Source organism: Pseudomonas sp. JAI111, assembly GCF_024809425.1.
Taxonomy (GTDB): Bacteria; Pseudomonadota; Gammaproteobacteria; order Pseudomonadales; family Pseudomonadaceae; genus Aquipseudomonas.
In genome coordinates, this window is the sequence record NZ_JANUCB010000003.1 from 42,701 (window position 1) to 61,306 (window position 18,606).

An 18,606-nucleotide genomic window follows, 5' to 3' on the forward strand; every position below is an offset into this window, starting at 1 on the left:
CTTAAGCGCAGGCCATCCAAAACAGGGGAGAGCCGGTACACCGGCGCGCGGGTCATCGGGAGTAGCTTTCGGGGTAGTAAGCTCTGAAAGAGTTCTGGGGGGTAAACAGCGACTGCATATCCGGTTGCTGCCAGCATCGACTGAATGATCCGGCGTCGGCTCCACGTATCGAGCGAGGTGACGTCATGAGTATCTTTAGCCACTTCCAACAACGATTCGAGTCCACACGCCAGGAAGAACTCACGCTGCAAGAGTATCTTGAACTGTGCAAACAGGACCGCAGCGCCTACGCCTCCGCCGCCGAGCGTCTATTGCTGGCCATCGGAGAACCGGAGCTGCTCGACACCTCGACCAACTCGAGACTGTCGCGAATCTTCTCCAACAAGGTAATCCGCCGCTATCCGGCCTTTGAAGACTTCCACGGGATGGAAGAATGCATTGACCAGATCGTGTCGTATTTCCGCCATGCCGCTCAGGGACTGGAAGAGAAGAAACAAATCCTCTATCTCCTGGGCCCCGTCGGTGGCGGTAAATCGTCCCTGGCCGAGAAGCTGAAACAGCTGATCGAGAAAGTGCCCTTCTACGCGATCAAGGGCTCGCCGGTATTCGAGTCGCCTCTGGGTCTGTTCAACGCCACCGAAGATGGCGCGATCCTCGAGGAAGATTTCGGCATTCCACGGCGCTACCTCAACACCATCATGTCGCCATGGGCGACCAAGCGCCTGGCCGAATTCGGCGGCGACATCAGCCAGTTCCGCGTGGTGAAGCTCTATCCGTCGATCCTCAATCAGATCGCGGTGGCCAAAACCGAGCCGGGAGACGAAAACAACCAGGACATCTCCGCGCTGGTGGGCAAGGTCGACATCCGCAAACTGGAGGAGTACCCACAGAACGACGCCGACGCCTACAGCTACTCGGGCGCGCTGTGCCGGGCCAACCAGGGCCTGATGGAATTCGTCGAAATGTTCAAGGCGCCAATCAAGGTGCTGCACCCATTGCTGACCGCCACTCAGGAAGGCAACTACAACAGTACTGAAGGCCTCGGGGCGATTCCGTTCACCGGGATCCTGCTGGCGCACTCCAACGAATCGGAATGGCATACTTTCCGTAACAACAAGAACAACGAAGCCTTCATCGACCGGATCTATATCGTCAAAGTACCGTATTGCCTGCGCGTCAGCGACGAAGTGAAGATCTACGACAAGTTGCTGTTCAACAGCTCCCTGGCCAAGGCTCATTGCGCGCCCGATACCTTGAAGATGCTCGCCCAGTTCACCGTGCTCTCACGTCTCAAGGAGCCGGAAAACTCCAACATCTACTCCAAGATGCGGGTATATGACGGCGAGAACCTCAAAGACACCGATCCGAAAGCCAAGTCGATCCAGGAATACCGCGACAACGCCGGCGTAGACGAGGGCATGAACGGTCTGTCGACCCGGTTTGCGTTCAAGATCCTGTCCAAGGTATTCAACTTTGATCCGCACGAAATTGCCGCCAACCCGGTGCATTTGCTCTATGTGCTGGAACAACAGATCGAACAGGAACAATTCCAGGCCGAGACTCGTGAACGGTATCTGCGCTTCCTCAAGGAATACCTGGCACCGCGTTATATCGAATTCATCGGCAAGGAGATCCAGACTGCCTACCTCGAGTCTTACAGCGAGTACGGCCAGAACATCTTCGATCGCTACGTGCTGTACGCCGACTTCTGGATTCAGGATCAGGAATACCGCGATCCGGAGACCGGCGAGATTCTCAACCGCGTCGCCCTGAACGAAGAGCTGGAGAAAATCGAAAAACCGGCCGGCATCAGCAATCCGAAGGATTTCCGCAACGAAATCGTCAACTTCGTATTGCGCGCGCGGGCCAACAACAATGGCAAGAACCCGACCTGGCTCAGCTACGAAAAACTGCGGGTGGTCATCGAGAAGAAAATGTTCTCCAACACCGAGGACCTCCTGCCGGTCATCAGCTTCAATGCCAAGGCCAGCAAAGAGGACCAGCAGAAGCACAACGACTTCGTCACACGGATGGTCGAGCGGGGTTACACCGACAAACAGGTACGGCTGCTGTCCGAGTGGTACCTGCGGGTCAGAAAATCACAGTAACCCGCTGCCGGTCAGACCGGTTGTCGTCAGCCAGAGACCTGTGTGCGCTTTTTCTGTTACACAGGCCTCTGGAAGGTGTTCGAAAGTCGGTGCGAGGTTCAGGCAGTATTCAAAGCGCTTGGGGGAGCGTGAACATCCCTTGGCACGGTCGATGCTGCATAACCGCTCGCCCCTTTCAGGACAGCTTCTAAGGAGCAGTCATGAGCTATGTGATCGACCGACGTCTCAATGGCAAGAACAAGAGCACGGTGAACCGCCAGCGGTTTCTGCGGCGTTACCGTGATCACATCAAAAAGGCTGTCGAAGAGGCCGTCAGCCGGCGCTCCATTACCGATATGGAGCACGGCGAGCAAATCAGCATTCCCGGACGTGATATCGACGAGCCGGTGCTTCACCATGGCCGTGGTGGCAAGCAGACCGTCGTGCACCCCGGCAACAAGGAATTCACCAGCGGCGAGCACATTGCCCGTCCACCTGGAGGGGGGGGCGGCAGAGGCCCCGGCAAGGCTGGCAACTCGGGCGAAGGGATGGACGAGTTTGTCTTCCAGATCACCCAGGAGGAATTCCTCGAGTTCATGTTCGAGGACCTTGAACTGCCGAACCTGGTCAAGCGCAACCTGACCGGCACCGACACCTTCAAGACCGTGCGCGCAGGCATCAGCAACGAAGGCAACCCTTCACGCATCAACATCATCCGCACGCTGCGTTCGGCCCATGCCCGGCGCATCGCCCTGTCTGGCAGCAGCCGGGCTAAATTGCGCGAAGCCAAAGAGGAACTGTTGCGGCTCAAGCGCGATGAACCGGATAACTTTGGCGATATTCAGGAAATCGAAGCGGAAATCGAAAAACTCAGTGCGCGTATCCATCGCGTGCCGTTTCTCGACACCTTTGACCTCAAGTACAACCTGCTGATCAAGCAGCCGAACCCGAGCTCCAAGGCCGTGATGTTCTGCCTGATGGACGTGTCCGGCTCCATGACCCAGGCGACCAAGGACATCGCCAAGCGCTTCTTCATCCTGTTGTACCTGTTTCTGAAGCGTAACTACGACAAGATCGACGTTGTGTTCATCCGTCACCACACCAGCGCCCGCGAAGTGGATGAGGAAGAGTTCTTCTACTCCCGGGAAACCGGCGGCACCATCGTCTCCAGTGCCCTGAAACTGATGCAGGAGATCATGGCCGAGCGCTATCCGAGCAATGAGTGGAACATCTACGCCGCCCAAGCGTCCGACGGCGATAACTGGAACGACGACTCGCCGATCTGCCGCGACATTCTGATCAACCAGATCATGCCGTTCGTGCAGTACTACACTTACGTTGAGATTACCCCGCGCGAACACCAGGCTTTGTGGTTCGAGTACGAACGCATCGCCGAAGCCTTCTCTGACACTTTTGCCCAACAGCAACTGGTCTCGGCCGGGGATATCTATCCGGTCTTTCGTGAACTCTTCCAGCGCAGGTTAGTGACATGACCGCCAAAGAGCAGAAGCGCCAACCCATTTCCACCGGCTCCGAATGGACGTTCGAGCTGATCCAGGCCTACGACAAAGAAATCAGTCGCCTGGCGGCTCGCTACGCACTCGATACCTACCCCAACCAGATTGAGGTGATCACCGCCGAGCAAATGATGGACGCCTACGCCTCCGTCGGCATGCCGCTGGGTTATCACCATTGGTCCTACGGCAAACACTTTCTCAGCACCGAGAAATCCTACAGCCGCGGGCAGATGGGACTGGCCTACGAGATCGTGATCAACTCAGACCCGTGCATCGCCTATTTGATGGAAGAAAACACCATCTGCATGCAGGCACTGGTCGTCGCCCACGCCTGCTACGGGCACAACAGCTTTTTCAAAGGTAATTACCTGTTCCGTACCTGGACCGATGCCAGCTCGATCATCGATTACCTGGTCTTCGCCAAGCAGTACATCATGCAGTGCGAAGAGCGCCACGGCATCGACGCAGTAGAGGATCTCCTCGATTCCTGCCATGCGCTGATGAACTACGGGGTCGACCGGTATAAACGCCCCTATCCGATCTCGGCGGAAGAGGAACGTCGTCGTCAGAAAGATCGTGAGGAGCACCTGCAGAAACAGATCAATGATCTGTGGCGCACCATTCCGAAAGGAGCGGACAAGTTCAGTGACAAGGACAACGCACGCTTCCCCGCCGAACCTCAGGAAAACATCCTGTATTTCATCGAAAAACACGCGCCGCTACTGGAACCCTGGCAGCGGGAGATCGTGCGGATCGTGCGCAAGATTGCCCAGTATTTCTACCCACAACGCCAGACTCAGGTGATGAACGAAGGCTGGGCCACGTTCTGGCACTACACCCTGATGAACGACCTGTATGACGAAGGGCTGGTGACTGACGGCTTCATGATGGAGTTCCTGACGTCCCACACCAGTGTGGTCTACCAACCCGGCTTCGACAGCCCCTACTACAACGGCATCAACCCCTACACCCTGGGTTTTGCCATGTACCGGGACATCCGCCGCATGTGTGAAAACCCTACCGAGGAGGACTACCGCTGGTTCCCGGAAATAGCGGGCACCGACTGGCTATCGAGCATCAAGTTCGCGATGAGCAGCTTCAAGGATGAGAGTTTTATCCTGCAATACCTGTCACCGAAAGTGATCCGTGACCTGAAACTGTTCAGCATTCTCGATGACGACCAGAAGGACGACTTGCTGGTCCCGGCGATTCACGATGAGGGTGGCTATCGCATCATCCGCGAAACCCTGGCCGCGCAGTACAACCTTGGTAACCGCGAGCCTAACGTGCAGATCTACAGCATCGACCGGCGTGGTGACCGCTCGTTGACCTTGCGCCATCAGCAACACGACCGCAAACCGCTGGGCGAGTCCACCGAGGAAGTGCTCAAGCACCTACACCGGCTCTGGGGTTTCGATATTCACCTCGAAACCCTGCAAGGGGATCAGGTGATGAAAACCCATCATGTTCCCCCCAGAAGCGAGCACGGCGAAGGGGATTACGGGCGCCTGGACCTCGCCGTCATTCATCTTTAACCGTCTTTACGCCTCCGAAAGCTCGATGCAAAGGTTATTCTGTCGAGCTAACGGAGGTTTTTTATGCGGATTTATAAAGTCGGCGGTGCGGTACGCGATCGCCTGCTGGGCAAGCCTGTCACCGATATCGACTGGGTCGTGGTCGGCGCCACCACTGAAGAAATGCTCGCCAAGGGCTATCGCCCGGTTGGCGCGGATTTCCCGGTCTTCCTTCACCCTAAAAGCGGTGAGGAATACGCCCTCGCCCGCACCGAACGCAAAAGCGGTCGCGGTTATGGCGGTTTCACCTTTCACGCCAGCCCTGAAGTAACCCTCGAAGAGGACCTGATCCGTCGCGACCTGACAATCAACGCCATGGCCGAAGACGATCAACAGCATCTGACTGACCCTTATCATGGCCAGCGTGATCTCGAGGCGCGCATACTTCGCCACGTTTCGCCCGCGTTCGCAGAAGATCCACTCCGAGTCCTGCGGGTTGCCCGTTTTGCCGCTCGTTATTACGGCCTGGGATTTACCGTCGCCCCTGAAACCCTGGAGCTGATGCGCCAGCTCAGCCAGTCCGGCGAACTGCAAGCCTTGACCGCCGAACGCAGCTGGAAAGAAATCTCCCGGGCGCTGATGGAAGACCAGCCTCAGGTATTTATCGAGGTATTGCGTGAATGTGGCGCGCTCAACGTGCTGATGCCGGAAGTCGATGCCCTGTTCGGCGTGCCGCAGCCCGAAGCCCATCACCCGGAAATCGATACCGGCGTACACACCCTGAGCGTGCTTGAACAAGCGGCGCTGCACAAACAACCACTGACCGTGCGCTGGGCCTGCCTGCTGCATGATCTGGGCAAAGGATTGACACCCGAAGAAGAATGGCCGCGTCACATTGCCCACGAACACACGGGCCTGAAGTTGATCAAAGCGGTCAATGAACGCTTCAAGGCACCCAAGGATTGCCAGGAACTGGCATTGCTGGTGGGCCAATATCACACGCACGGCCATCGCGCCTTGGAGCTGAAGCCTTCGACTTTGTTGGAACTGCTGCAGAGTTTTGACGTGTACCGTCGACCTCAACGGTTTGAAGAGTTTATTGCGGCGTGCGAAATGGATGCGCGCGGGCGCAAAGGGCTGGAGCAGCGAAGTTATCCACAGGCGGATTATTTGCGCGGCGCAGCGACCGCGGCCCGCAGCGTGGCGGTTCAGCCGCTGCTTGAGAAGGGATTTAAAGGGCCGGAGCTGGGCGAGGCGATCAAACGTGAACGGCTCAAGGCGCTGAAAGCCTACAAAGAGGCAGCGTCCGCCTGAAAAACATCGCGAGCAAGCCCGCCCCCCACAGGTTCTATGTAAATCCCTATGGGAGCGGACTTGCCCGCAATTACGTCAGCCAGATCTCAGTAAATTCGTTGGGGTCAACTGCTGGCCACGCCACTCGAACGCCACTGGCGCCAACACCTGATCAATCTGCGCTTCGCACCACAACGTCGAAAAACTTTTGCCTACACCTGGATGGACCCGATCCGGCGCTATCAGCGACAACGGCCACAGCACAAAGGCGTTTTTCAGAATCTCTGCCCTGGGCAAGGTCAGCCCATCGAAATTGCCTACCAGATCGCCGAACAGCAGCACATCAATGTCCAGCGGCAAGCCCTTGCGGTCCGGGGCATAACGACCGTTATCCGCCTCGATGAATTTCAGGCGACGATCCAGTTCCATCAACGGCAGATCGGTGTAAGCCGAGACCACGAAATTGAAGAACGGTCCGCTCTTGATCCCCACCGGCTGGCTTTCGAACACCGCCGAGCAGCGTATATCCACCAGAAAAGCCGCCAAGGCTTCCAGGCCCGCCTGCAAATGGGTTTCGCGCTCGATATTGCTACCGAGCCCTAGGTACACCTGAGTCAGCGACATCCGCGCTCGATCTCCACGCCCACACCACCGGTGGCCGCCGGGACAGCGCCTGGCTTGGTCAGTTTGAGGCGCATCCAGGTGATCTTGAATTCGCTCATCAACACTTCCACCAGACGCTCGGCGAAGGTTTCGACCAACTGGAACTGTGCCTGCTCGGCAAAGGCCTGGATGCGTGACGAAACGCTCGCGTAGTCGAGCGCCAGGGTCAGGTCATCACCGGCGGCGGCCGGGCGATTGTCCCAGGCGAAACTCAGATCAAGTCGCAAGCACTGTCGGATGCCTCGTTCCCAGTCGTAGGCACCAATTACGGTGTCGACTTCCAGGCCCTCGATAAACACTCTGTCCAAGCACTTTTCTCCGCTGCACGACAAGGGCGCAATGCGCCGTTAGAATCAGGGCGTCCTCGCCCGGAATAGTTAGCATGTTTTGGTTATTGGCGACTCTCGCCTACCTGCTCGGCTCGCTGTCCTTCGCCATTTTGCTCAGCCGCCTGACCGGTAACTCCGATCCGCGAATGAGTGGCTCGGGCAATGCCGGCGCCACCAATATGTTGCGCCTGGTCGGCAAAAAACTCGCCGCCCTGACTTTACTCGGCGACCTGTTCAAAGGCCTTTTGCCGGTGCTGATCGCAGGTCTTGCCGGGCTTTCGCTGCAGGAGCAGGCCTGGATCGGCATCTGCGCCGTCATCGGCCACCTGTTTCCACTGTACTTCCGCTTTCGCGGTGGCAAGGGTGTCGCCACCGCGGCCGGCATGTTGCTGGGACTCTATCCGCCCGCAGCCCTGCTGGCGGTCTGTGCCTGGCTGCTGACGTTTTACCTGACCCGCACCAGCTCACTGGCCGCTCTGATCGCAACGCCCCTGACCCTGCCGCTGCTGGCTTGGCAGGAACCGGCAGCGCTGCTGCCCATGACCGCACTTACGGGGCTGATTGTATGGCGCCATCGCGGCAATCTACGCGACCTGTTTGCCGGGCGCGAACGGCATTTTTGACTCCTGCACGTGAGCGCCGCTCATCACAGCGCCGACAACTGCTCCATCGGCCAGCGCGCCTGCACGCTGATTGCCAGGCTTTCGTGCTGACCGGCCTGTAGGCGCTGGCAACCGGCAAACGCAATCATTGCGCCATTGTCGGTACAGAATTCCGGACGGGCATAAAACACATCGCCCTTCATGTCCCCGAGCATTTTCTCCAGGGACACGCGCAGTGCCTTGTTGGCGCTGACGCCCCCAGCGATCACCAGACGCTTCATACCCGCCTGTTTCAAGGCTCGCTTGCACTTGATGGTCAAAGTCTCCACCACGGCCTCCTGGAACGCCAGCGAGATGTCGCAACGGGCTTGCTCGCTGTCGTCCCCGGCGCTGACGCTCTGCTGCCAGGTGTTCAGGGCAAAGGTTTTCAAGCCGCTGAAGCTGAACGCCAGCCCCGGACGGTCGCACATCGGACGCGGAAAAGTGAAACGTCCGGCAACGCCCTGCTGTGCCAGCTTGGCGATCTCCGGACCACCCGGATAATTGAGCCCCATCATCTTCGCAGTCTTGTCGAACGCTTCACCGGCGGCATCGTCGAGGGTCTCGCCCAACAACGTGTAGTGGCCGATACCATCGACCTGAACAAGCTGTGTATGACCACCCGACACCAACAAAGCGACGAACGGGAATTCGGGCGGTTGCGGCTCCAGCATCGGCGCCAGCAAGTGACCTTCCATATGATGGACGCCGAGGGCCGGAATGCCCCAGGCAAACGCCAGCGCCTGGGCACAGGACGCCCCCACCAGCAATGCACCGACCAGGCCGGGACCTGCGGTATAAGCAATGGCGTCGATCTCGGTCGGAACACAGTCGGCCTCGGCCAACACCTGACGGATCAAGGGCAGCATGCGCTTGACGTGGTCGCGAGAAGCCAGTTCCGGCACCACACCGCCATAGGCACGGTGCAGGTCGATCTGACTGAACAGCGCGTCGGCCAACAGGCCACGTTCACTGTCGTAAAGTGCGACACCGGTTTCGTCGCAAGAGGTTTCCAATCCCAGTACTAGCATGGGTTTACGCCTTGTTTAGGCTGAATTCGAAGGCGCGCATAATAGTCGCCGCGTGATGCCCCGACTAGCGGTTTTCGATCAGAGGCTTTGCATTCCGAGCGATGAGGGGTTAACATCCGCAACCCTTAAAAACCGACGTCTTCAAGTGCTCTTTTGCCACGAGGATGTTGACCCCGGTAATGAATGAAGGTAGCTCTGGATGCCAGCCGTCAAAGTAAAAGAGAACGAACCCTTCGACGTAGCTCTGCGTCGTTTCAAGCGCTCCTGCGAAAAAGCCGGTGTACTGGCTGAAGTTCGTAGCCGCGAATTCTACGAGAAGCCTACTTCTGAGCGTAAACGTAAAGCAGCAGCCGCTGTTAAGCGTCACGCCAAGAAAGTACAGCGCGAACAGCGCCGCGCCGTTCGTCTGTACTAATACACAGACGTTCGTAGCAAGCTTCTGCCAAGCCCGGCCCTCAGCCGGGCTAATGGCATTTGCGGAGTACGCTTGATGCTTCACCGTCAAAGCCGCAGACGCGACCGAGACAAACTGCTTCACAGCGTCAGACCTGGCTCTTTTGCCAGCGGTGCACGTCTTTTCTGACGAGCCTTCCAAGGCTACTGACGAGCACACCCACTGATTCCTCTCACGACGATCAGCCCAAGGCACCTTCTTGTGTGCCCGCTTATGAGCTATCCGAGGCTATCGACTGGCCGCAGCGGAGTTCAGCGCAATACTTTCACATAGTCGAATACTGATTGGTACTAACGTCAGTGGATTTTCGGCAGATACACTTCCCGACAGCGATTACGCAGACGACACCGGTCGAGCCGCACATTTTGCGCGCCTCAAACAACGACCTGCGTTCGGCCGCCCTTCGTTTCGGGTCCATTTCAGCGCAGTTGACGAGAACGCCATGGCCGGGCTAATTCCCCAGAGCTTCATTGACGACCTTCTGAACCGCACCGACATCGTCGATGTGGTCAGCTCTCGCCTGCAAATGAAAAAGGCCGGCAAGAACTACACCGCCTGCTGCCCGTTTCACAAAGAGAAAACCCCATCCTTCAGCGTCAGCCCCGACAAGCAGTTCTACTACTGCTTCGGCTGCGGTGCTGGCGGCAACGCCCTCGGCTTCATGATGGACCACGACAACCTGGATTTCGTCCAGGCTGTCGAAGAACTGGCCAAAGCCGCCGGCATGGAAATACCCCGCGAAGAAAGCGGCCGGCCGCACAAACCGCGCCAGCCGACCGATTCGCCGCTGTATCCGCTGCTCACCGCCGCTGCCGACTTTTACCGTCAGGCGCTGAAAAGTCATCCATCGCGCAAAGCCGCCGTGGATTACCTGAAAGGTCGCGGATTGACCGGCGAAATCGCCCGGGACTTCGGCCTCGGCTTCGCCCCGCCCGGCTGGGACAATCTGTTCAAGCATCTGAGCAGCGACACCCTGCAACAGAAAGCCATGGTCGATGCCGGCCTGCTGATAGAGAACGCCGAAACCGGCAAACGCTATGACCGCTTCCGCGATCGGGTAATGTTCCCGATCCGTGACAGCCGCGGGCGCATCATCGCTTTCGGCGGCCGAGTGCTGGGCGACGACAAGCCGAAATACCTGAACTCGCCGGAAACGCCGGTATTCCATAAAGGCCAGGAGCTCTACGGCCTGTATGAAGCGCGGAAAAATAATCGCAACCTCGACGAAATCATCGTTGTCGAAGGCTATATGGATGTCATCGCCCTAGCCCAGCAAGGCCTGCGCAACGCTGTCGCCACCTTGGGCACCGCCACCAGCGAAGAACACATGAAACGACTGTTTCGTGTCGTGCCCAACGTACTGTTCTGCTTCGATGGCGATCAGGCTGGCCGCAACGCCGCATGGCGAGCGCTGGAGGCCACACTGCCGTGCCTGCAAGACGGACGGCGCGCACGCTTTCTTTTCCTGCCCGAAGGCGAAGACCCGGACACACTGGTCCGTTCCGAAGGTACTGACGCTTTCCGCGCGCGAATCAACCAGCACGCCCAGCCATTGGCGGATTATTTCTTTCAGCAGCTGACGGAAGAATCCGATCCGCGCTCGCTCGAAGGCAAGGCCCATATGGCCACCCTAGCCGCACCGCTTATCGACAAGGTCCCGGGCGCGAACCTGCGCATCCTCATGCGTCAGCGCCTGACCGAGATTACCGGGCTCAGCGGTGAAGCCGTGAGCCAATTGGTGCAAAGCGCGCCTCAGGATGCACCGCCGACCTACGACCCGGGCGTCGATTACGACGCCATGCCGGATTACAGCGACTACCATCAGCCGCAGGCACAAGAGATGTATGTGCCGCAGCAGGAATGGACACCGAAAAAACCCGGTGCCGGCGGCAAGAAGTGGGACAAGAAGCCATGGGACAAGAATGGCAAGCGCGGCGGTGATCGCGATCAACCGAGCGCCCCACGCACGCCGATTGCAGTAGAAGCCCCGACCCTGATTGCACTACGCACCCTGATCCATCATCCGGATCTGGCTGGTAAGGTCGAAACCGCCAACCACTTCGCCAACGAAAGCAACACCTACGCTCAGCTGCTGGTCGCGCTGATCGAGGCGGTGCAAAAAAATCCTAAGCTAAACTCAATCCAGTTAATGGCCCGCTGGCACGGGACGGAACAGGGGCGTTTGCTCAAGGCATTGGCGGAAAAGGAATGGCTGATTGCGGGCGACAACCTTGAACAACAGTTTTTAGACACCATTACTAGGCTATCGGCCTCTCAACACACGGATAGCCTGGAAGCACTAATCAGAAAAGCAAGGCAGCCAGGACTGACCGCGGAGGAAGCAAATCAGATTGCAAATCAGATGCGCGACCTATTAAAACGCAATATGGCTGTATCAACCCCGACCTCAACTGGCGCGTGAGGTCATAGCTCAGGTATAATCCTCGGCTTGTTTTTTGCCCGCCAAGACCTTCAGTGGATAGGGTGTTATGTCCGGAAAAGCGCAACAGCAGTCTCGTATCAAAGAGTTGATCACACTTGGTCGTGAGCAGGGCTACCTGACTTACGCGGAGGTCAACGACCACCTGCCGGAGGATATTTCAGATCCGGAACAGGTGGAAGACATCATCCGCATGATCAATGACATGGGGATCAACGTATTCGAGGTTGCGCCAGATAAGGATTCCCTTATGCTGGCCGACGCCGATACCGACGAAGCCGCGGCCGAAGAGGCAGCAGCAGCGTTGGCAGCGGTCGAGACCGACATTGGTCGCACCACTGACCCAGTGCGCATGTACATGCGTGAAATGGGTACGGTAGAGCTCCTCACGCGTGAAGGCGAAATCGAAATCGCCAAGCGTATTGAAGAGGGTATCCGCGAAGTGATGGGCGCAATTGCGCACTTCCCTGGCACGGTTGACCATATTCTCTCCGAATACACTCGCGTCACCACCGAAGGTGGCCGCCTGTCCGACGTCCTGAGCGGTTATATCGACCCGGACGACGGCATTGCGCCGCCTGCTGCAGAAGTGCCGCCGCCAATCGATCCGAAAGCCGTGAAAGCGGACGACGACACCGATGACGACGACGCTGAAGCGACGGATGACGAAGAAGAAGCCGAAAGCGGTCCGGATCCGATCATCGCAGCCCAGCGCTTTGGCGCTGTCTCCGATCAGATGGAAATCACCCGCAAGGCCCTGAAAAAGCATGGTCGTGGCAACAAGCTGGCAATTGCCGAGCTGGTGCTTCTGGCTGAGCTGTTCATGCCGATCAAACTGGTTCCGAAGCAATTCGAAGGCCTGGTCGAGCGTGTTCGCAGTGCCCTTGATCGTCTGCGTCAGCAAGAGCGCGCGATCATGCAGCTTTGTGTTCGTGATGCCCGCATGCCGCGTGCCGACTTCCTGCGCCAGTTCCCGGGCCACGAAGTCGACGAAAGCTGGACGGATGCACTGGCCAAAGGCAAAAGCAAATATGCTGAAGCCATTGGTCGCCTGCAACCGGACATCATTCGTTGCCAGCAGAAGCTGAAAGCACTGGAAACCGAAACCGGTTTGACGATCGCCGAGATCAAGGACATCAACCGTCGCATGTCGATCGGTGAGGCCAAGGCCCGCCGCGCGAAGAAAGAGATGGTTGAAGCGAACTTGCGTCTGGTGATCTCCATCGCCAAGAAGTACACCAACCGTGGCTTGCAATTCCTCGATCTGATCCAGGAAGGCAACATTGGTTTGATGAAAGCGGTAGACAAGTTCGAATACCGCCGCGGCTACAAATTCTCGACTTATGCCACCTGGTGGATCCGTCAGGCGATCACTCGCTCGATCGCCGACCAGGCCCGCACCATCCGTATTCCGGTGCACATGATCGAGACGATCAACAAGCTCAACCGCATTTCCCGGCAGATGTTGCAGGAAATGGGTCGCGAACCGACCCCGGAAGAGCTGGGCGAACGCATGGAAATGCCTGAGGACAAGATCCGCAAGGTATTGAAGATCGCTAAAGAGCCGATCTCCATGGAAACCCCGATCGGTGATGACGAAGACTCCCACTTGGGTGACTTCATCGAAGACTCGACCATGCAGTCGCCAATCGATGTCGCCACCGTTGAGAGCCTTAAAGAAGCGACTCGCGAAGTGCTGTCCGGCCTCACTGCCCGTGAAGCCAAGGTGCTGCGCATGCGCTTCGGTATCGACATGAATACCGACCACACCCTCGAGGAGGTTGGTAAACAGTTCGACGTGACCCGTGAACGGATTCGTCAGATCGAAGCCAAGGCGTTGCGCAAGCTACGCCACCCGACGAGAAGCGAGCATTTGCGCTCCTTCCTCGACGAGTGATCACAAAACCCCCGGCCCAGGCCGGGGGTTTTGCTTTATGCAGATTAAATCCCCCGCACCTCTCCCCCGCCGAATTGCCCGTCTACACTCGAAACATACCCCCGAGCCATAACGAGACCGGTTATGCCCATACTGCCGTCCGTGCTTTTTTTGCTGTCGCTAATGACCTGGACCGCAACGGCTGGCGCGCTGACTCTAACCGACGAAGAACGTGGCTGGCTGAAGGCTCACCCGGACCTGCGCCTGGGTGTCGATGCATCCTGGCCGCCGTTTGAGTTCCGCGACGACCAAGGCCGCTACCAAGGCCTGGCAGCCGATTACATCGACGCAATCCGTCAACGGCTGGCAATCAAGCTGACACCCATCGAGCCAGTCAGCTGGACCGAAGTCTTGCAGCAGGCCAAACAGGGCAAACTCGACGTACTTCCGGGCATCATGTCGACCCCGGAACGCCAATCGTACCTGTCGTTCACCCGTCCTTACCTGGATTTTCCGATTGTCATCCTCGCCCATGTCGGCGGCCCGCAACCGCGCAAACTCGAAGATCTTTACGGGTTGAAGATCGCCGTGGTGGAAAACTATGCGCCCCATGAACTATTGCGCACGCACCACCCAGACCTGAATCTGGTGGCGATGCCCAATGTCAGCTCGGCCTTGCAGGCGCTGGCTACTGATAAGGTGGACGCCGTGGTTGGCGATCTCGCCTCCAGCGTTTGGAGCCTGCGTCAACTCAAGCTCGAGGGCCTGTATGTCAGCGGCGAAACGCCCTATCGCTACCAGTTGGCGATGGCCGTGCCCCCCGACAATAAGCTATTGGTCGGCATCCTCGATAAAGTCCTGGCAGACATGTCCTCCAGTGAGGTCAATGCCATTCAGGAACACTGGGTTGGTAATGTCCTGGATCATCGAACCTTCTGGTCGGACTTGCTGGTTTATGGACTGCCTGGGCTGCTGTTTCTGATCATCATGCTGGCGATCGTCATTCGGATTAATCGCCGGCTGAGCTCGGAAATTGCCCGGCGAGTCGACCTCGAACAGGAACTGCGCAGCAGCGAATACCACTATCGTGGCCTGGTAGAGAGCCTTTCGGCCATCGCCTGGGAAGCACGGATGAGCGATTACACCTACAGCTACGTGTCGCCCCATGCCGAAGCCCTGCTCGGTTATCCCCTTTCCCATTGGCTGATTCCAGGCTTCTGGCGCAACATCATTCACCCGGCAGACCTGACCCGAGCCCAGACGTTCTGCGATCACGAAGTGTTGGCCGGACGCGATTACAGCGTCGATTACCGGGTCATCACGGCCGATGGCCGGTGCCTTTGGGTGCGCGATATCGTCAGCCTGATCGAGCATGGTCACGAACCGGTGTTGCGCGGCTTGATGATCGACATCAGCGAAGCCAAGCGCACTGAAGAGGCATTACGCCTTTCCGAGCAAAAATTTGCTTCCGTGTTCAAGCAATGCCCGGACATCCTGGTGATTGCACGGCTGTCCGACGGCTGCCTGCTGGAGGTCAACAAAGCGTTCGAGGAGCAGATAGGCCTCAAGGCCGAAGACGTCATCGGCCAGACCGCTACCGACCTCAATATCTGGGGCATACCCGGTGTCGGCCCGGGTTTGTTGCAGCGCCTGCAGGCTGGCAGCATCCGCAACCTGGAAATGCCCTTTCGCCGCAACAACGGCCAGGTGTTTACCGGCCTGATTTCCGCCGAGCCTTTCGACCTCGATACGACGCCTGCCCTGGTCGTCGTGGTGCGCGATATCAGCCAGCTCAAGGAAACCCAGCAACAACTGCAAACCTCCGAAGAAAAATTCGCCAAGGCCTTCCACGCCTCCCCGGACGGATTGTTACTGTCCCGGCAGAGCGACGGGTTGCTGCTGGAGGTTAACGAAGGCTTCAGCCGCATCACAGGCTTCAACAGCGCCATGTCTGTGGACCGCTCAGCCCTGGAATTGGGGATTTGGGTCAATCTGAACGAACGCAAACAGATGCTCGACTTGCTGCATCGCGATGGTTTCGTTCGCGACTTCACCTGCCACATCCGCCGCAGCGACGGGCAGATTCGTCTCTGCGAAGTGTCCAGCCGTCCCTTGCCCATCGGCGATGAAGACTGCATGCTGACCATTGCGCGGGACATCACCGAGCGGCACCTGATGCAGGAAAAACTGCAGCAGGCGGCCACGGTGTTCGAGAGCACCGCCGAAGGCGTGTTGATCACCGATACCCAGCAGCACATCAGCGCGGTCAACCGCGCCTTTACCGAGATTACCGGCTACAGCGAGAGCGAAGCACTGGGCCACACCCCCCGCCTGCTCGCCTCCGGCCTGCACGACAGCGCGTTCTATGCGGCAATGTGGCACCAGTTGACGGCCGAAGGTCACTGGCAAGGCGAGATTTCCAACCGGCGCAAAAATGGCGAGCTCTACCCAAGCTGGCTGACCATCAGCGCCGTGCGCAACCGGGAAAAGTTCATCACCCACTTCGTAGCGGTGTTTGCGGACATTTCCAGCCTCAAGCACGCTCAAGCCAAACTCGATTACCAGGCGCACCACGATCCGCTGACCGGCCTGCCTAACCGCACGCTATTCGAGAGCCGCCTACTGACTGCGCTCAACACCCAACAGGAAAATGGCGGCCAGGGCGCAGTGCTGTTTCTCGACCTCGACCGTTTCAAACACATCAACGACAGCCTTGGCCATCCGGTCGGCGACCTATTGCTCAAGGGCATCGCCGTTCGCCTCAAGGAACAGTTGCGCGATATCGATACCGTTGCGCGGCTGGGCGGCGACGAATTCATCATTCTGCTGCCCGGCCTGCAGCAGTCCAGCGACGCAGACAATATTGCGACCAAGCTGCTTAATTGCTTCTCCGCCCCTTTCCAGGCCGGCGAACACGAATTTTTCATCAGCGCCAGCATTGGCACCAGCCTGTACCCCAGGGACGGCTGCGATGTCGCCACGCTGGTCAAGAACGCCGATGCCGCCATGTATCGCTCCAAGGCCAAGGGGCGTAACCGGGTCGAGAGCTACACCCGCGACCTCACGGCCCAGGCCAGCGAACGCGTGGCGCTGGAACATGAATTACGGCGCGCCATGGAACGCAATGAGCTGGTTCTCTACTACCAACCGAAAATCAGCCTCGAGGACCATCGACTGGTCGGCGCCGAAGCGCTCATACGCTGGCATCACCCGACCTTCGGTGCGGTGCCGCCGGAGCACTTCATTCCGTTGGCGGAAGAAAACGGCATGATCCTGCAAATCGGCGACTGGGTCCTGGAAACCGCCTGCCGACAGATGTACGAATGGAACCAGGTGTATGAAAGCGTCGGGCCACTGTCGGTCAACCTCGCCGGCGCTCAACTACGTCAGCCGAACCTGCTTGGACGAATCGAACAACTGCTCAATGACCACGGCCTGGCGCCAGGTTTTCTGCAACTGGAAATTACCGAAAACTTCATCATGAGCCAGGCCGAAGAAGCGCTGGCAGTGCTGCACCAACTCAAACACCTGGGCGTGCAATTGGCGATCGATGACTTCGGTACGGGCTACTCGTCCCTGAGCTACCTCAAGCGCCTGCCACTGGACATTCTCAAGATCGACCAGTCCTTCGTCCGCGGCCTGCCTGACGATCCGCACGATGCGGCGATCGTTCGGGCCATTATTGCCTTGGGTCGCAGCATGCAATTCACGGTCATCGCGGAGGGCGTCGAAACCCTGGCGCAGCAGCAATTCCTTGCCGAAGAAGGCTGTGAACAGATCCAGGGCTACATCGTCAGCCTGCCTCTGCCCCCGGATGAATTCGCCGCGACGTTTCTTCGTATAGCCGTATCGGATTTTTCGGATAGCACAGCCGAGAAACCATCGCTATAATCCGCGGCCTACTGAGGGCCTATAGCTCAGTTGGTTAGAGCAGAGGACTCATAATCCTTTGGTCCACGGTTCAAGTCCGTGTGGGCCCACCAAACAAGAAAGCCGCGCAAATGCGCGGCTTTCTGTTTTTCTGAGCTTAACGATTGGCCTAAGAGATCAGACCAGTCGAGCTAAAAAGGCGACAGCAACAAAAGTTACAAGAGCCAACGCGGCACCGAGGCCAAACGGCAGAAGGATCGCTCGGGTTGCGGTTGGGGTTGGGCTACGCATGTCTTCAGCCAAAGCGGCCACGTCACGGTGTAACTGTTCAATGCTGGCCTGAGTCGTTGGAGGTGTGGACATACTGCGTCTTCCTGCAGAGATCACGGGTCGCGCCTAATACGCTAACCCTTGTTAGGTAAGGTGGGCTGCTAAGCGGTAAAACTCAAGCATCCCCGATGATTGGTCGCTTCCATGCGTTGGAATTTTAAAGTTTGGACCACAGTCCGACGGCGGCGACAACGGCGGTCACCAGACCAGCGCCCACTGCGAACGGATACCAAAAAGCCTCCTGCCTAAGTTTGCTTTCTTCTGCCATAAACTTGCGGGTTTCGGCCATGAATTTCCGGATTTCGACTTGAAGCTTATCGAGCTCCAGATTATCGCGGTCATTTTGCAACATCAGTCATCCTATCGGGGCTCGGGTCGCGTCCTGTGCGCTGCTCCGCGGCGGAACGTGAGTCATTTTCCTTTCTGCCCTTAGGTTATATTTTACGCATTCGTCGGGTTATCGGATGACGTCCTCTAAGGTTGTAGGCAAACTCCGAGAATTGCGTAATGGGTGCGTTTGGGCACTTTGCCGCCTTGTTGGCGTTCTCTTCGACGGGATAC

At 58.0% G+C, this 18,606-nt stretch carries 13 protein-coding genes and 1 tRNA gene; 10 read left to right on the forward strand and 4 right to left on the reverse strand.

Going from position 1 to position 18,606, the window contains the following annotated elements:
• Nucleotides 1–185 precede the first annotated feature (185 nt).
• From HNR03_RS11155 to HNR03_RS11170, 4 genes are all read left to right on the forward strand, one after another.
• Nucleotides 186–2,108 carry a PrkA family serine protein kinase gene (locus HNR03_RS11155; RefSeq protein WP_084318392.1) on the forward strand — a complete coding sequence of 641 codons (1,923 nt, stop codon included), beginning with the start codon at nucleotides 186–188 and terminating at the stop codon, nucleotides 2,106–2,108.
• A gap of 200 nt (nucleotides 2,109–2,308) precedes the next feature.
• Nucleotides 2,309–3,580, forward strand: coding sequence for a YeaH/YhbH family protein (locus HNR03_RS11160; RefSeq protein ID WP_010467159.1), 1,272 nt, complete (start codon nucleotides 2,309–2,311; stop codon nucleotides 3,578–3,580).
• The gene (locus HNR03_RS11165; RefSeq protein ID WP_222588704.1) at nucleotides 3,577–5,139 is read left to right on the forward strand and encodes a SpoVR family protein; all 1,563 of its coding nucleotides are present in this window, start codon (nucleotides 3,577–3,579) and stop codon (nucleotides 5,137–5,139) included. Before HNR03_RS11160 ends, HNR03_RS11165 begins: the two co-directional genes overlap by 4 nt.
• A 63-nt stretch (nucleotides 5,140–5,202) precedes the next feature.
• Nucleotides 5,203–6,432 (forward strand): multifunctional CCA addition/repair protein, encoded by a 1,230-nt coding sequence (locus HNR03_RS11170; protein ID WP_259153563.1) that lies wholly within the window; start codon nucleotides 5,203–5,205, stop codon nucleotides 6,430–6,432.
• A gap of 75 nt (nucleotides 6,433–6,507) precedes the next feature.
• Here the strand turns inward: HNR03_RS11170 and folK are convergent, their stop codons facing one another.
• Both folK and folB read right to left on the reverse strand, forming a co-directional pair.
• A complete protein-coding gene (gene folK, locus HNR03_RS11175; RefSeq protein WP_259153564.1) occupies nucleotides 6,508–7,035 on the reverse strand; it encodes a 2-amino-4-hydroxy-6-hydroxymethyldihydropteridine diphosphokinase in 528 nt (175 codons plus the stop codon).
• Nucleotides 7,026–7,382, reverse strand: coding sequence for a dihydroneopterin aldolase (gene folB / locus HNR03_RS11180; RefSeq protein WP_008051601.1), 357 nt, complete (start codon nucleotides 7,380–7,382; stop codon nucleotides 7,026–7,028). Before folB ends, folK begins: the two co-directional genes overlap by 10 nt.
• A 74-nt stretch (nucleotides 7,383–7,456) precedes the next feature.
• On the opposite strand from folB, the gene plsY reads away from it, so the two are divergent.
• Nucleotides 7,457–8,026, forward strand: coding sequence for a glycerol-3-phosphate 1-O-acyltransferase PlsY (plsY, locus tag HNR03_RS11185; RefSeq protein WP_222588707.1), 570 nt, complete (start codon nucleotides 7,457–7,459; stop codon nucleotides 8,024–8,026).
• Between the two features lie 23 nt (nucleotides 8,027–8,049).
• Here the strand turns inward: plsY and tsaD are convergent, their stop codons facing one another.
• Complete coding sequence (tsaD, locus tag HNR03_RS11190; protein WP_222588708.1) at nucleotides 8,050–9,075, reverse strand: tRNA (adenosine(37)-N6)-threonylcarbamoyltransferase complex transferase subunit TsaD; 1,026 nt, start codon at nucleotides 9,073–9,075, stop codon at nucleotides 8,050–8,052.
• A gap of 199 nt (nucleotides 9,076–9,274) precedes the next feature.
• On the opposite strand from tsaD, the gene rpsU reads away from it, so the two are divergent.
• The 5 genes from rpsU (at nucleotide 9,275) to HNR03_RS11215 (ending at nucleotide 17,828) form a co-directional block, all read left to right on the forward strand.
• Entirely contained in the window at nucleotides 9,275–9,490 is a 216-nt protein-coding gene (gene rpsU / locus HNR03_RS11195) for a 30S ribosomal protein S21 (RefSeq protein WP_002551877.1), read from the forward strand.
• Nucleotides 9,491–9,971: 481 nt separating this feature from the next.
• Complete coding sequence (dnaG, locus tag HNR03_RS11200; RefSeq protein ID WP_222588709.1) at nucleotides 9,972–11,951, forward strand: DNA primase; 1,980 nt, start codon at nucleotides 9,972–9,974, stop codon at nucleotides 11,949–11,951.
• A gap of 67 nt (nucleotides 11,952–12,018) precedes the next feature.
• Entirely contained in the window at nucleotides 12,019–13,866 is a 1,848-nt protein-coding gene (gene rpoD, locus HNR03_RS11205) for an RNA polymerase sigma factor RpoD (protein WP_259153568.1), read from the forward strand.
• 123 nt (nucleotides 13,867–13,989) lie between these two features.
• A complete protein-coding gene (locus HNR03_RS11210; RefSeq protein WP_222588711.1) occupies nucleotides 13,990–17,736 on the forward strand; it encodes a bifunctional diguanylate cyclase/phosphodiesterase in 3,747 nt (1,248 codons plus the stop codon).
• 15 nt (nucleotides 17,737–17,751) lie between these two features.
• Nucleotides 17,752–17,828: transfer RNA gene (locus tag HNR03_RS11215), tRNA-Ile, on the forward strand.
• A gap of 374 nt (nucleotides 17,829–18,202) precedes the next feature.
• Here the strand turns inward: HNR03_RS11215 and HNR03_RS11220 are convergent.
• Nucleotides 18,203–18,397, reverse strand: a complete 195-nt coding sequence (locus HNR03_RS11220; RefSeq protein WP_222588712.1) for a hypothetical protein — start codon at nucleotides 18,395–18,397, stop codon at nucleotides 18,203–18,205.
• Between the last annotated feature and the right edge of the window lie 209 nt (nucleotides 18,398–18,606).